The 13,960-nt window shown below is 59.1% G+C and carries 13 protein-coding genes; 8 read left to right on the plus strand and 5 right to left on the minus strand.

The window, feature by feature from the left end:
• Positions 1-74: 74 nt before the first annotated feature.
• Positions 75-311, plus strand: coding sequence for a hypothetical protein (locus tag MNODULE_RS02610; protein WP_168057927.1), 237 nt, complete (start codon positions 75-77; stop codon positions 309-311).
• A gap of 161 nt (positions 312-472) precedes the next feature.
• The gene (locus tag MNODULE_RS02615) at positions 473-898 is read left to right on the plus strand and encodes an FKBP-type peptidyl-prolyl cis-trans isomerase (protein WP_168057928.1); all 426 of its coding nucleotides are present in this window, start codon (positions 473-475) and stop codon (positions 896-898) included.
• Between the two features lie 22 nt (positions 899-920).
• On the opposite strand, the gene MNODULE_RS02620 is transcribed toward MNODULE_RS02615, so the two are convergent.
• Both MNODULE_RS02620 and MNODULE_RS02625 read right to left on the minus strand, forming a co-directional pair.
• Positions 921-1,439 carry an MOSC domain-containing protein gene (locus MNODULE_RS02620; protein ID WP_168057929.1) on the minus strand — a complete coding sequence of 173 codons (519 nt, stop codon included), beginning with the start codon at positions 1,437-1,439 and terminating at the stop codon, positions 921-923.
• 78 nt (positions 1,440-1,517) lie between these two features.
• On the minus strand, positions 1,518-2,786 hold the full coding sequence (locus tag MNODULE_RS02625; protein WP_168057930.1) for a PAS domain-containing sensor histidine kinase: 1,269 nt from the start codon (positions 2,784-2,786) through the stop codon (positions 1,518-1,520).
• Positions 2,787-2,951: 165 nt separating this feature from the next.
• Between MNODULE_RS02625 and MNODULE_RS02630 the strand changes: the two genes are divergently transcribed.
• From MNODULE_RS02630 to MNODULE_RS02655, 6 genes are all read left to right on the plus strand, one after another.
• Entirely contained in the window at positions 2,952-3,314 is a 363-nt protein-coding gene (locus MNODULE_RS02630) for a S1C family serine protease (RefSeq protein WP_168057931.1), read from the plus strand.
• A gap of 1 nt (position 3,315) precedes the next feature.
• Positions 3,316-3,564: a hypothetical protein gene (locus MNODULE_RS02635; protein WP_168057932.1), complete on the plus strand. Its 249-nt coding sequence runs from the start codon at positions 3,316-3,318 to the stop codon at positions 3,562-3,564.
• Positions 3,565-3,586: 22 nt separating this feature from the next.
• Positions 3,587-3,730, plus strand: coding sequence for a hypothetical protein (locus MNODULE_RS02640; protein ID WP_168057933.1), 144 nt, complete (start codon positions 3,587-3,589; stop codon positions 3,728-3,730).
• 57 nt (positions 3,731-3,787) lie between these two features.
• Positions 3,788-6,286, plus strand: a complete 2,499-nt coding sequence (locus MNODULE_RS02645; RefSeq protein ID WP_168057934.1) for a DNA internalization-related competence protein ComEC/Rec2 — start codon at positions 3,788-3,790, stop codon at positions 6,284-6,286.
• Positions 6,287-6,428: 142 nt separating this feature from the next.
• Positions 6,429-6,806 carry an FHA domain-containing protein gene (locus MNODULE_RS02650; RefSeq protein ID WP_168057935.1) on the plus strand — a complete coding sequence of 126 codons (378 nt, stop codon included), beginning with the start codon at positions 6,429-6,431 and terminating at the stop codon, positions 6,804-6,806.
• Positions 6,807-7,005: 199 nt separating this feature from the next.
• On the plus strand, positions 7,006-10,248 hold the full coding sequence (locus MNODULE_RS02655; protein ID WP_168057936.1) for a YCF48-related protein: 3,243 nt from the start codon (positions 7,006-7,008) through the stop codon (positions 10,246-10,248).
• Between the two features lie 3 nt (positions 10,249-10,251).
• Here the strand turns inward: MNODULE_RS02655 and MNODULE_RS02660 are convergent, their stop codons facing one another.
• Genes MNODULE_RS02660 through MNODULE_RS02670 form a run of 3 tightly spaced genes read right to left on the minus strand, consistent with a single transcriptional unit; the run spans position 10,252 to position 13,956 of the window.
• Entirely contained in the window at positions 10,252-11,922 is a 1,671-nt protein-coding gene (locus MNODULE_RS02660) for an FAD-binding protein (protein ID WP_168057937.1), read from the minus strand.
• 39 nt (positions 11,923-11,961) lie between these two features.
• Positions 11,962-13,410 (minus strand): aminomethyl-transferring glycine dehydrogenase subunit GcvPB, encoded by a 1,449-nt coding sequence (gene gcvPB, locus MNODULE_RS02665; protein ID WP_320412342.1) that lies wholly within the window; start codon positions 13,408-13,410, stop codon positions 11,962-11,964.
• Between the two features lie 21 nt (positions 13,411-13,431).
• Positions 13,432-13,956: an NUDIX hydrolase gene (locus MNODULE_RS02670; protein ID WP_168057938.1), complete on the minus strand. Its 525-nt coding sequence runs from the start codon at positions 13,954-13,956 to the stop codon at positions 13,432-13,434.
• Positions 13,957-13,960: the final 4 nt, after the last annotated feature.

Below are 13,960 nucleotides of genomic sequence, written 5' to 3' on the forward strand. Positions count from 1 at the left end.
ATCGGAAAGCGGATCCCTCTCCTCCTGATTTTCGGGTATACTTTGAAGGAATTGAACAGAAGGAGGAGGAGATCATGGAACGGATACTGACTGCAATTCTTTCAACGATTTTACCCGGGGCCGGCCAACTGCTTCAACACCGATGGGTCAAGGGGGCCGTGTTCCTGGTAATCGCAATGGTGATCAGCGGGGTCGTCCGGCGTCAGGCGATGGGAGAGGGAAATATTTCCCTTTCTTTGCAGATGATCCTCGTGGCGATGGCGGTTTGGAGCGCCGTCGACGCGTATATGCTGGCGCCGACGAAGAAATAGAGCGGTAAACACTGAATGGGGCTTCGCCCCAAGCCCCACCGTGGGGTGTGGGGCGAGCAGCCCCGCTACAGTAATTTTCCTTGATTCCCTTTATATTTCAGATTAAACTCAACCCCGAATTGATCCGGTCCATCGGGGACCGTAACTGCACTGGAGAATCGATGCGACTGCTTGTCGTTCTTTTTACAATTTTAACGTTGGCCTTGGTCTCTCCGCTCGGAGCTGCCGGCGATGCAAAAAAGGAGAATGTGGTGAAGACGGCCTCTGGTTTAGAATACGTTGATCTGGTAGAGGGAAAAGGGGCCAGCCCCACAAAGGGACAGACGGTGATCGTCCACTACACCGGCTGGCTGACCGATGGGAAAAAATTCGACAGCTCGGTCGACCGAAATGAGCCGTTCGCCTTTCAAATCGGCGTCGGGCAGGTGATTCGAGGATGGGACGAAGGGGTCTCCACGATGAAAGTCGGCGGAAAGCGGAAATTGACCATCCCGCCCGATCTCGGCTACGGCAAGCGGGGCGCCGGCGGGGTCATCCCCCCGAATGCGACCCTCGTCTTTGACGTGGAGCTGCTCGACATCAAATAACGTCGTTGTTGTTTCCGGCCGCTCAAGGGGATCGCCGCCTTGAGCGGCCGATTTTTATTGCCACCGCGTCGCCCGGGCGAAGGGTTCCCCCTTTCTTGACGACGCCGACAATGCCGCGTTTCCCCATCACTTCATAAAGAACGCGCTTGTGCCAGACGTTTAGATTGGCGCACGGCTCGTTCTGCTCGGTCACCTCCACAACGACCCCGCTTTCAAAAGAGAGCTGATCTCCCTCGGAGAGATTCGAGAGGTCTCCGATTCCCTCCACGAGAATATTCTCTCCGAAGCCTCCGTGCGGAATGGCGATCCCGAACCGGCGCTGGAGATCATCGATCACCTCTTTGGCCACGACGCTGATTTGGCGGTCATTTCGCTTTACCAGACCGGTCCGGCGGCTCCGCCTCTTCGGACCGGCATGAGCGTCCCCCTCCACGCCGTATCGGCCGATGAGGATCCGATCCTCCGGTTGTTTGAGAAGTCCCGCGGTCGGGCTTCGGCAGACGGCGACGACCCGTCCGGTTTCTTTTTTCTGTTTTTTCATCAATCGTAAGGCGTTGCGTAAGGCATTGGCGTAAGGCGTTGGGGCGAGGCGGCGTCCCGCCCCACCCCGTTTTCTTTTTCAGGCCGCTTCCTGTTGCCCCAGTAATGATTCGCTTTCTTGAGGAGGGTGGTAAGGGATCGTGATGGTAAATACGGGGTGTCCCCTCGGCCGCCGATTCATCTCAATCTTGCCGCCGATTTGATCGAGCAACTCCTTCGCCACGGCGACACCGAGGCCGGTGCTCTCTCCCTGCCGCTGCGCCGCGACGCGGAAAAAATCTTCAAACACATCGGAGAGGGGTTCCAATTGTTTCCCGCTTCCGGTCAAGGTGACCGCGACGCTCCTTTGCTCCGTCAGATCTCTCACGCTGATTGTTAATGTCGCATGATGAATAAACTTGATGAGATTGCTTGCGAGGTTAAAAAAGATCCTCCGGAGCCGGATCGGGTCGCTCACGATGTTCGGCGGCGCCGTTCCATCCTTCCACTTCAGACGGACCCGCCTCTGGCGAAGGAGAGGACGGATCGAGGCAAAAAGGCTCTCTAAAAGCTGGGGGAGGGAGACCTCCGTTGTCAGAACCGGCATCGGGCGGCTTTGTGCTCCGGAGAGATCGAGCAGACGGTCGACCAGTTTCGACAGCGACCGGGTGTAAGCGACGATCCGCTGGGCCACGTCGCGCTGGGCCGGGGTGACCTTTCCGAACTTTTCATCCTGGAGGAGCTGGCCGTAGCCGAGGATGATGTTGAGCGGCGTTCGAATTTCGTGGGAGAGGTCGGTCAGGAGGTGGTTTTTGTATTGATTTGCCTGCTCAAGCTCGAGATGTTGCGCCGCGAGGTCGAGGTGGGATTGGTCCAAAAGGGACATGATTCGCTCCCGCTCCCGAACGTCCATCTGAAGCCGTTCCCGTTCCTCTTCCAGCTCAGCGAGGGTCTCTTCCAGCTGGGTTTGAATCGCAACCTCTTGGGCCAGATCGGTTATCGAGATCATCCAGCCGGCGGTCGTTCCTGTTGAATCCCGGATCGGCCAGAGCGTTGCATTCCAGAAATGATCGCAATGACCCGGCTCACCGGGGAGAGAGGGGGTCAGATCGTTCAATTCGACCGCCTCTCCGGCGGAGGCGGCCTGATGGAGGCCTTGCTCTATCCGATCTTTCGTTTCAGGAAAAAATTCGTAAAGGGATCGGCCGACCAACTCCTTCGGCTCTTTCCCGAAGAGATCGGCATAAGCAGGGGTGACAAAGCGATAGGTTTGTTTTAAATCGATCCATGCGCTGCTGACGGGGAGATGTAAAAATAGATCGGATAAAATTTCATCTTTCAACGCCATCTTTTCTTTCACTCCTTTCATTCTTATCATCGTACCGCCCGACTTGAGCGAAAGCAACCCCTTACTGTTCGGAGTAGGTAGTGAACGGGTCATTCTCTTCCGTATAACTTGACATCCATTTTCACCTTTGAAATAATCATCACCAATTCGATTATTCGTAGATCGATCATTTGGACGTTTCGAAAAATGCGAAGACTTTTCGTTCTGTTTCTGATAGGATGGCTCGCCGTTGAAGCCCCTCCGGCCGGTTGGCTGGGGTTGACGGTTCAGGAGTTGACCCCCCAGATCGCGATGCGGCTCGGTCTCCGGGTTCGGGAGGGGGTTTTTGTGGCGGCGGTTCAGTCGGGGAGCCCCGCCGACCGTGGGGGAATTCGGGCGGGCGACGTCCTTCTCTCCCTCGACGGAAAAAAGATCGCAACTCCCGAGGCGCTTCGCCAGGAAGTTTCAAAGATCTCCCCGGGGACATCGATTGCGGTGACCCTCTACCGCGATCAACGAGAGAGAACGGTTCAGATCTCGGTCGGCGCTCCGCCGAGGGAAGCGGTTTGAAGTGAGCACTCAGCAGGAAAAAGGACAACAAAAGGAGATGCTCCGTTTGGTCACGGCGCTCCGCGAGCTCCTTCCCGATCTTCTTTTGACGTTCGGGGCGGTCGAACGGCTCCATCCTCCGCCCGATCTGCTGGCGCGCATCGCGGCCCTTCGGACGAAGCTCGAAGGGGTTGCCGAGGAGGCCCGGCGGCTCGAAGAGGCGGCCGACTGCATGCCGGCCGCGGAGAGAGGACGGCAGCAGCGCTTGTGATTGCCGAGGAGCCGGTTCATCCTTGATCAAACGAAAAAACACGAAGGCGGCGCTGGCGAAAGACGTCCAGCAGACCAACCGATGGGGCTGCGGCTGCGTTGTCCTTTTTCTCGTCGGAATCGTCGTGGCGATGATCGTCGCCGGCTACCTCCAAACCCAACCGTAGTCCCATCCGGGATCTCGACGGGGCGGCGGCTTCGCGGGGCGATCAGGAGCGTGATCGTTGGGGAAAAGACCCTTCATCGCGATCACCGTTTCCTTCATCACCGGCCTGGCGCTCGGAGAGCTCTTCTCGTATTTCCCGCTCACCCTGATCTTTTTTCTTTTCTGCTTTCTGTTATTCGACCGGCGATTCAGGCAGGGAGCGCTTCTCCCCGTTGCGCTCCTCTTCTGCGCCGGCGCCGGATTGCTTCTCCAGCAACTCGTCTCGACCCCCTTTCGCCCGGGAGACCTGAGGCGGTATATCGACCAGGGGGAGATCGATCTTGTGGCCCGGATCGATCGGCCCCCGCAGCATTTCGCGAAACAGGTCCTTCTTCAGATGGAGGGGATCGAGATCCATGGCGATTCCATCCAACCGGTCCACGGCTCCTTTCGGCTCACGATTTATCATCCCGATGCCCCCTTCGAATACGGTGATCGCCTCCGGATGCGGATCCGCCTGCGCCGTCCCCAACAATTCGGCACGCCGGGGGCGTTCCCCTACGCCGACTACCGGGAGCGGGAAGGTTGGAGCGGGTCGGCGGGCCTTTCCGATCTCGGCCGGATTCAAAAAATCGGAGAGGAGGGAAATCCGCTCCTCAAGTCGATCTACCGGGGGCGCGAGCGGATTCGGCGGAAGATCCTCGCCTCGCTGGAAGGGGCGCCGGCGGCCCTCCTGCTGGCACTGATCATCGGCGAAACCGGTTATTTGACCGATCCGATCCGGGAGCGCTTCTCGGCCTCGGGGACCACCCACATTCTCTCCATTTCCGGCTCGCATCTGGCGCTGGTTTCGGTTTTGATTTTCGGCGCCGCGCGGTGGCTTCTCCTTCATCTTCCCGCCCCCCTTTTGCTTCGGCTCTCTCTCTGGAAGATCCCCTCCCAGTGGGCCGCCCTGGCGACGGCGGTGCCGGTCGCCTTCTACGCCCTCTTGGCCGGGGGAGAGGTCGCGACGATCCGCTCGCTGGCGATGATTTCGGTTTACCTTTTCTCGATCTGGATCGGCCGAAGCGGCGAGGTGAAAACGACCCTCTCCCTGGCGGCGCTTCTGATCATCGGCTTTCATCCGCAAGCCGTTTTCAACCTCTCGTTCCAGCTCTCTTTCCTTTCGGTCCTGATGATCGCGTTGACCTTTTCCTGGTGGAAGGGGGCTTTCCCGGCCGCCCCGGCGGAAGAGGAACGGTCGCGCTATCGGACTTATCTGATCGAGCCGGGGCGGCTGATGCTCCTCTCGACCCTGGGGGCGACATTGGGAACCGCGCCGCTGACCCTTTTCTATTTCCATCAATTCAGCTGGATCGGACTGTTTGCCAATCTTCTTCTGATCCCCCTCGCCGGTTGGATCATCGTTCCCTTGGGTCTTCTCTCCGCCCTCCTCTCCCTTTTAGGAGGAGAGGGCTTTCCCTTGGCCGGAGGGCATCAACTCCTCGGATCGTTTTATGATCGCCTCACCGGATTTTTTGCCGAGTTCCCGGGCGCCGATTTCCACGCCGCCGCGCCTCCGCTCTGGATCATCGTCCTTTTTTACGGGGTGACGATCTGGATGCTCGTCCGCGGGGTCTCCTGGAAATGGATGGCGCCGTCCGTCGCCGCTTTCTTCATATTTTTTCTCGGGGCGGGGAGCGTTCGATTTCCTCCGGAGCGGCTGCGGGTCAGCTTCATCGACGTGGCCCAGGGGGATGCGACCCTGATTGAATTCCCCCGCGGGAAGACGATGTTAGTCGACGGGGGGGCAGGGGGCGGGTTCGACGTCGGAAGGATCGCCGTCGCCCCCTACCTTTGGGAGCGGGGAATTCGAACGATCGACTATCTGGTCGGGACCCACCCGCAGATGGATCATATCGGCGGGCTTTCCTACATCGTTCGAAAATTCGATGTCAAAGAGACCTGGACCAACGGCCGGCCGCGCGATCTTCCGTTCTATCAGGCCTTCTCCGAGGCGCTTGAAGCGAAGGGGCTTCGACCGAAGGTGATCTCCTCCGAAGCGCCGCCGATGGAGATCGACGGCTGCCGGCTTTTCTTCCTCAATCCTCCCGCAATCAATCCCCTTGAGGAAGAGGCGCTCAATGATCAGTCGATCGTTCTCCGGCTCGTTTGTCCCGATCTGGGCGAAAAGGGATTCTCTCTTCTCCTCACCGGGGATATCGAACGGGGCGGGGAGCGACGCCTGCTGGAAAGCGGGACAGATCTGAAGAGCACCGTCCTGAAAGTTCCTCACCATGGAAGCATCAGCTCCTTGGATCTTTTGTTTCTCTCCGCCGTCTCGCCCGAAGCGGCGCTCTTTTCGGTCGGCCGAAACAATCCATACCGGCATCCGCATCCCGATGTGCTTGCCGCCTACCAGGCCCTTCCCGCCGAGATTTATCGGACCGATCGAGACGGCGCCGTCGTGATCGAGACCGACTCGTCGGGATGGCGATTGAAGCGTTATCGAGAGAGCCGGATACAAAAAATCCGCTGGCGTTCTTCCCTTCCGACTCAAGAGTGGGAGAATTTAAAAAGGGCGTTCTCGCGGTTCTAGGAGAGACGCGCCGATCCGCGCGCGCGAAGACGACGCATTTGACAATTTACTATTTTATTATAAACTTGGTTAGGTAAACGGCTTATCCTGTTTTGGGATAGCCATCCGAACGCAATAGAAAGATTGTGAAAAGGGGTCCAGCATGGATAATGAGGATACGATTCATCCCGAGTCATCTCCGGTGACCGATCCTCGAAAGTGCCTTCCCTGCCTGGTCGTCATTTCGGGCAAAACACTTGGGAAGAAATATATGCTGGACCAGAAACAGATCCTGGTCGGCCGGGGGGATCAGGTCCAGATCTCGATCGATGAGAAGACCGTCTCGCGAAATCACGCCGAGTTTTATCGGAAGAATAATCAAACGATGGTCAAGGATCTCCACAGCAAGAACGGAATTTACGTCAATGATATCAAAGTCATCGGCTCCGCGTTGAAGGACGGCGATCTCATCCGGATCGGAACCACCGTCTTCAAATTCGTCGGCGGAGGGAATCTCGAAGGGCAGTATTATCAGGCGTAATCAGATACAAAGACCATCCGTCCCAAGTTTACCAACCGCTTATTTCCCCCTCTCGTGGTTCCATAAGACACTTCCAGTTTCTTCTTTTCCCTGACGATTTGACAAGATTGGCGATTGTACGGGGTTTCTATCTTTGACCCGCCGTCCTCTTCTCCGCGCGCAGACAAGATAGGGATGCTGGGCTATACTTTGAAAGAATATGAAGAAACTTACCCTTTTGATCTTCTTAATTTATTTGACCGGCTGTAACGACGGCAGCGGCCAAAAGGATTGGATATTTCCTTCTCCGACCCCTTTTTCTCCGTTCATTCAACTGAGCGCGGCGGAGCTGGCCTTCACCGGCGTCGGCTGCGGATCGAATCCGGCCGGCCAGACGTTTGAGATTACCAATGCCGGAAAGGGAACATTCACCTGGTCGACTTCCAATGTTCCTTCCTGGTTGATGCTGACCCCTTCCGGCGGGACGGCTCCCACGACGGTGACGGCGCAGATCGACACGACCGGTCTTTCTTGCGGCGAGGACTATTCGCAAACGGTTCATTTTGAAGCCCCTGACGCCGGCAACACACCGGTCTCTTTGACGGTGACCGTGACGATCCCGGCGCCGACGACACCGCCTCCGGCGATTATCACGGACACACCGAAGGTGACTTTCACCGCCTCTTCCTGCGGCGGGATCGCGACCAGCGGATCGCCGTCATTTACGATCACCAGCGACGGAAACGTCGGCTTCAATTGGAATGCAACGGCCAGTCAGCCCTGGATTCAGTTCGCCCCGACGAACGGGACCGACGGCGCGACGATCACCGTGGCGGATATTGACACCGCCACCCTCCCTTGCGGAGCGACCTCCTCCGGAACGATCACCCTCAGCTCGACGGCGACAGGCGTTTCTCCGCAGAGCGTCACCGTGGAAGTCGTCGTTCCGCCCCGTCCGGCGATCATCACAGATAAACTGAAAGTGACTTTCACCGCTTCTTCCTGCGGCGGGGTCGCAACCAGCGGATCGCCTTCGTTTATGATCACCAGCGACGGAAACGGCGGCTTCAATTGGAGCGGCGCGGGGAACGCCGCTTGGATTCAATTTGCTCCCACAAACGGGACCGACGGAGCGACGGTGACGGTGGCGAATGTCGACACGGCCGATCTTCCCTGCGGAGCGACCTCTTCGGGAACGATCACCCTCACCTCGGCGGAGGCGGGAAATTCTCCCCAGAACGTCACGGTGGAAGTGGTGGTCCCTTCGGCGGCGAATATCACGCCGAGTCCCTCTGCCCTCGGTTTCTTTGCGACCGCTTGCAAGGGGAGTCCCGACCCGCAACCATTTACCATTCAGAACAACGGCGGAAGCTCCCTCGGTTGGAGCGCGGCGGTGACCTATGCGGGGGCGGAGACAGGATGGGTCTCCCTCGATATCACCAGCGGGACGGTGGCGGCCGGCGCCACCTCGACCGATATCACCGTGACAGTGGATGCATCGACGTTGACCTGCGGACAGGCCCGTTCGGCCACCCTCACGCTGACGGCGACCTCCGGCGGAAGCACGCTCTCTCCGGTGCAGTCGAAGACGATCGAAGTCGGCCTGAGCAATCCGGTCGCATGGAAGCATCAAAATCCGAAGCCGACCAGCTATCCGATCAACGATGTGACCTTCTCTGAAGAAGGGGTGGCCTGGGCGGTCGCCGATAGCGGAACGATTCTCCGCTCCCCTCCCGATTCCCCCGATTATGGGAACAATTGGATTCCGGTGGTCAGCGGCACGGGGGAAGATCTTCGCGCGATTCGATTCGTCAATTCGTTGGAAGGATGGATCGTCGGCGACGGCGGCACCATCCTTCACAGCAGCGACGGCGGGGCGACTTGGGAGGCGGAGAGCAGTTCGACCACCCAACCGCTTCAGTCGGTTTATTTTCTCGACGCGTCTCATGGATGGGCGGTGGGAGACGCGGGGACCATTCTCTATCGGGATGGAGGGGGATCTTGGGCGCCGATCGCTTCCGGAAGGACAGACCAATTGACCCATGTCTTCATGAACGATGCAACGCACGGGTGGATTACCACGAACAATGCGAACGATTCGATCTTATGGACGGACGATAACTGGGCCGGTATCATCCCGCAGGACCGGAAGTCCGCCAGACAACTCTACTCTCTCTTTTTTCTGCCCAAAGATCCGAACTCCCCTTTTCCCGATCGGTTGGAAGGATGGGCGGTCGGCGCCCCCGATGTGGGCGGAGAGGGATCGATTCTTCACATCTATTCGGATACTGGTTCGGAACCCTGGACAACGGAGATGGTCGCCAGCGGCACCCCCTCGACCCTTCTGGATGTGTTCATGTCTACTCCCAGTCTCGGTTGGGCCGTCGGGGGGGATGATAACACGGGGGCGGGAACCATTCTCCAATGGAATGGAGCGGCCTGGCTCCCTGTCACCTTTAACGCCGGTGATCCGTCGCTTCCTTCCGCCAAATATTTTAGGGGGGTTGCTTCCAATAATGGAAACGGGGTTGCCGCCGGTCTCTCCGGGATGGTCTTTACCAGTTTCAACGGGACGGAGTGGGATAATGTCTCCGGACCCTCCATGAATCATTTAAAGTCTGTTGGTTTCGCTCTGGACGGGGTCAACGGTTGGGCGGTGGGTGACGCCGGGACCGTTTTGACGACATCGAATGGAGGGACCAGCTGGGTCAAAGAGTCGGGGGTCGCCGGCGACTTTAACGGTGTCTCCGTCGTTAGCGCGACCGACGTATGGGCCGTCACCAATACCCGGGGAGTTTATCATTACAGCAGCGGCGCCTGGGGACTGGATACAACCTTGGCGGGGTCCGGGAATCTTAAAGGAGTCTACTTCGCCAATGCCACGAACGGCTGGGCGGTCGGCAGGGTCACCAATGCCGGGACGACGAGGCAGGTTTATTATTACAACGGAGCAACCTGGTCGCCGCAAGCAAGTGCCTGTATTCCCGCGGCGGCGACGATGAACGGCGTTTACTTCCTCGATGCCGGCAGCGGCTGGATGGTCGGAACCAGTGGATGGACCGCCCGCACCACCGATGGGGGAGCGAGCTGGGCCTGCACGCAAACCGTCAGCACCACCTGGAATGGGGTTTATTTTGTGAGTGCATCGACCGGCTGGGCGGTCGGGAGCTCGGGGAGAATTTATAAGACGACCAACGGGGGTGTCACCTGGGCGGCGCAGGCGTCATCAACCACTTCGACACTCTTTGATGTTCATTTCTCCGATGCGAACAATGGATGGGTGGTCGGCGCGGCGGGGATGGTTTTGTATACACAGAACGGCGGAACAAACTGGACGCGGCAATCACCGGCCGGAACGAATCAAAACCTGAATGGGGTCTACTTCACACCGGGGGGATTGGAAGGCTGGGCGGTCGGAAATAACGGGGTTCTCCTTCACACCGATTCAGGCGGGGTGAACTGAGTTTTAGTATTTGCGCTCGCCCAGCGGCACCCGCGTGATCGTCACCGGGCGATAATCGAGCCGGGGGCCGGCCTCTGATCGATAAGCCAGCGTATGTTTCAGCCAGTTCACATCGTCCCGTTTGGGGAAGTCGGGGCGGGAATGCGCGCCGCGCGATTCTTCCCGAACGGCCGCTCCTTCGGCAATGCACTCCGCCAGATCCATAATCGAGAAAATCTGCAGCGCATCGATCAATTCGAGATTGAAGGTTTTTCCCCGGTCGTGGAGGGCGATCTTTTCCAGCCTCGGCCGGATCTCCGCCAGCTTCCGTTTCCCCTCCTCCATCCGCTCGCGTGTTCTTAGAATGCCGAAATGGTCTGCCATGACCTTTCCGATCTCTTCCCGGAGCAACCCCGCCCGCTCCCCCTCTTTCCGGGAGAGGATCGCTCCGATCCGCTCACGCTCCTGCTGAAGCACCCGGCCTGAAGAGGGCGCCGGTTGCGTCTGCTCCGCGTATTCGGCGGCGCGGGTCCCGGCCCGCCGGCCGTAGACGATCGTCTCCATCAGCGCATTTCCGCCGAGCCGGTTGGCGCCATGGACCGAGACGGAGGCGCACTCCCCGGCGGCAAAGAGACCCCGAATCGGTGTTGCGCCGTGGATGTCGGTCAAGATCCCTCCCATCGAGTAGTGAACCCCGGGGGTGACCGGAATGGGGGCTTCGACCGGATCGACCCCGACATAGGTGATCGAGAGCTCCCAGATCTGCGGGAGCTTCTCCATGATCTTCGCCTTGCCGAGATGCCGCAGATCGAGCATCACGCAGCCGTCGACGCCGCGACCTTCCAGGATTTCCTGGTACTCGGCGCGGGAGACGACGTCCCGGCTCGCCAGCTCCATCATCTTCGGCGCATACTTTTCCATGAACCGTTCGCCGCGGGCGTTGAAGAGATAGCCTCCCTCGCCGCGCGCCCCTTCGGTGATCAGAATGCCGGTCTCTTTCAACGTCGTCGGATGGAACTGAACGAATTCCATATCCTGCAGGGGGACCCCGGCGCGATAAGCGAGCGCCATGCCGTCGCCGGTGTTGATCAGCCCGTTGGTGGAGATCAGATAGACCCGCCCATATCCTCCGGTCGCGAGGACCACCGCCTTGGCGCGAATCTCGGTCAACTCGCCGTTGAAGATGTTCAGCGCGACGACGCCGCGGCAGACCCCCTCCTCCACGATGAGCGAGGTGACATACCACTCTTCATAAACGTGCGCGGCCCGTTTGACGAGCTGTTCATAAAGAAGGTGGACCAGGGCATGTCCGGTCCGGTCGGCGACGTAGCAGGTGCGGGGAAAGCCGAGGCCGCCGAAGTTCCGCTGATCGATCCGCCCCTGCGGATCGCGCGAGAAGAGGGCCCCCATCCGCTCCAGCTCCATGATGTCGCCCGGCGCTTCGCGGCAGAGGATCTCGATGGCGTCTTGATCGCCGAGCCAGTCGCTCCCTTTCACCGTGTCGTACATGTGCGATTCCCAAGAATCCTCCGGACGGATCGCCGCGTTGATCCCCCCCTCCGCCGCCACCGAGTGGCTCCGGACCGGATGGACCTTCGAAATCACACCGACATTCAGATGGGTGGGAACGGCGATCGCCGCCCGCATCCCCGCGAGGCCGGCGCCGACGATGAGAACATCATGCTCCAATGGCATTGCTTTCTCCTAAAGACGATTGCCTCTCTGCCATACAGTTTACTTCTTTTGGTAATTCACATCGAGCCGTTTCGCCGCTTGGACCTCGTCCATTCTGCCGACCGGACGGGTATGCGGCGCGCCGGTCAAGCGCGAAGGATCGTCGTCGATCTCTTTTCGGATCGACTTCATCGCTTCCGCGAAGGCATCCAGGACCTCGCGCGGCTCGCTCTCCGGGGTCTCGATCATCAAGGCCTCCTCGATGACGAGCGGGAAGTTCACGGTCGGCGGGTAGAAGCCGTAATCGATCAGCCGTTTGGCGATATCCCAGGCATGGACTCCTTTCTCCCGAAACTTCTTGGCCGAGAGGACGAACTCGTGCATGCAGGGACGGTTGAACGGAACCGGATACGATCCTTCCAGCTGCTTTCGAAGATAGTTGGCGTTGATGATGGCGTTTCGGCTAATTGCAGAGAGACCCGAGGCGCCGAGCCGGCTGATGTAGGTGTAGGCGCGGACCAAGATGCCGAAGTTGCCGTGAAAACCATGAATCCGCCCGATCGATTGGGGGCGACGTTCATCGAGAAAATATTCTTCCCCCTTCTTTTCAATCGTGGGCGAAGGAAGATAGGGGACCAACCGCTCCGCGACGCCGACCGGCCCGGCTCCCGGCCCGCCCCCCCCGTGGGGAGTGGAGAAGGTCTTGTGGAGGTTGAAGTGGACGATATCGAACCCCATGTCGCCGGGACGGGTCAGCCCTAGAAGGGCGTTGAGATTGGCGCCGTCGAGATACATCAAGGCCCCCGCGTCGTGGACGATCCGGACGATCTTCTCGATCTCCCGCTCGAAGAGGCCGAGCGTATTCGGATTGGTCAGCATGAAGGCGGCGGTCTCTTCGTCGACCACCTTGGCAAGATCGTCCACGTCGATCAGCCCGTCGGCGTTGGAATGAACCGTCTGGATCGTGTGGCCGGCGAGGGCGGCGCTGGCCGGATTGGTCCCGTGCGCCGAATCGGGAATGATCACTTTCTTTCGCTGCCGTCCCTGTTGCTGATGATAGGCCCGGGTGATCAACATGCCGACCAACTCTCCCTGCGCCCCCGCCACCGGCTGGAGCGACACCCGCGCCATCCCGGCGATCTCCGCGAGGATTTTTTCAAGATGATACAGCAGCTGCAGCGCGCCTTGAACGGTTTCAATCGGCTGAAGGGGATGAATCTGCGCAAAGCCGGGGAAGCGGGCGACATCTTCGTTGATCTTGGGATTGTACTTCATCGTGCAGGAGCCGAGCGGGTAGAAGCCGGTGTCGACGCCGTAGTTTTCATGCGAGAGGCGGGTGTAGTGGCGCATCAGCTCGTTTTCGCTCACCTCCGGCAGCGGCAGCGGGATCTGCCGCTGAAATTTTTTCGGCAAGACCTGGTCGATCGAAAACCCCTGAAGCGCCTCGGTCGGGAAAGTGGCTCCCCGCCGTCCCGCGACACTTTTTTCGAAAATTAATTTCTCTGGCACCTATTCCTCCTTCATTATCTTTTAAATCCAGCCCCGTTTCTTCGCTCGTCTGTATGACAATTCCAATGCCACGATGCTTTTGGCGTCGCGGATCGTCTGGTCTTCAATCCGATTCATCGCCTCTTCAAACGGCATCTCGATCACCTGAAGCACTTCATCTTCCCCCAGCTGCTGGCCGCTGAAGACGAGCCCCGTTCCGAGGAAGAGATGAATCTGCTCGTCGCAGAAGCCGGGAGCGGTGAAGATCGTCGTCAGCTTCTCCAGCTTGCCGACTTTGTAGCCGACCTCCTCTTCGACCTCCCGCTCCGCGCACAACTCGGGGGCCTCTCCCGGCGAGAGTTTCCCGGCCGGGACTTCGTAGATAAACCCTCCGGCGGCATGGCGGTATTGGTAGATCAGAACGACTTTGCCGTCCTCTTTCAGCGGCACGACCGCCGAGGCCCCCGGATGCCGGACGACCTCCAGATCGAAGGTCTTTCCGTTCGGCAAGGCGGCCGACTCGACGAAGAGATGGACAATTTTTCCGTGATAAATTTCGCGCGTCATCGTC

Source organism: Candidatus Manganitrophus noduliformans, from assembly GCF_012184425.1.
Classification (GTDB): Bacteria; Nitrospirota; Nitrospiria; order SBBL01; family Manganitrophaceae; genus Manganitrophus; species Manganitrophus noduliformans.

Coding starts and splice junctions, on each gene's coding strand:
- MNODULE_RS02615 (WP_168057928.1), top strand. CDS start 473: ATGCGACTGCTTGTCGTTCTTTTTACAATTTTAACGTTGGCCTTGGTC.
- MNODULE_RS02650 (WP_168057935.1), top strand. CDS start 6,429: ATGGATAATGAGGATACGATTCATCCCGAGTCATCTCCGGTGACCGAT.
- MNODULE_RS02655 (WP_168057936.1), top strand. CDS start 7,006: ATGAAGAAACTTACCCTTTTGATCTTCTTAATTTATTTGACCGGCTGT.
- MNODULE_RS02620 (WP_168057929.1), bottom strand. CDS start 1,439: ATGAAAAAACAGAAAAAAGAAACCGGACGGGTCGTCGCCGTCTGCCGA.
- MNODULE_RS02630 (WP_168057931.1), top strand. CDS start 2,952: ATGCGAAGACTTTTCGTTCTGTTTCTGATAGGATGGCTCGCCGTTGAA.
- MNODULE_RS02670 (WP_168057938.1), bottom strand. CDS start 13,956: ATGACGCGCGAAATTTATCACGGAAAAATTGTCCATCTCTTCGTCGAG.
- MNODULE_RS02660 (WP_168057937.1), bottom strand. CDS start 11,922: ATGCCATTGGAGCATGATGTTCTCATCGTCGGCGCCGGCCTCGCGGGG.
- MNODULE_RS02610 (WP_168057927.1), top strand. CDS start 75: ATGGAACGGATACTGACTGCAATTCTTTCAACGATTTTACCCGGGGCC.
- MNODULE_RS02625 (WP_168057930.1), bottom strand. CDS start 2,786: ATGAAAGGAGTGAAAGAAAAGATGGCGTTGAAAGATGAAATTTTATCC.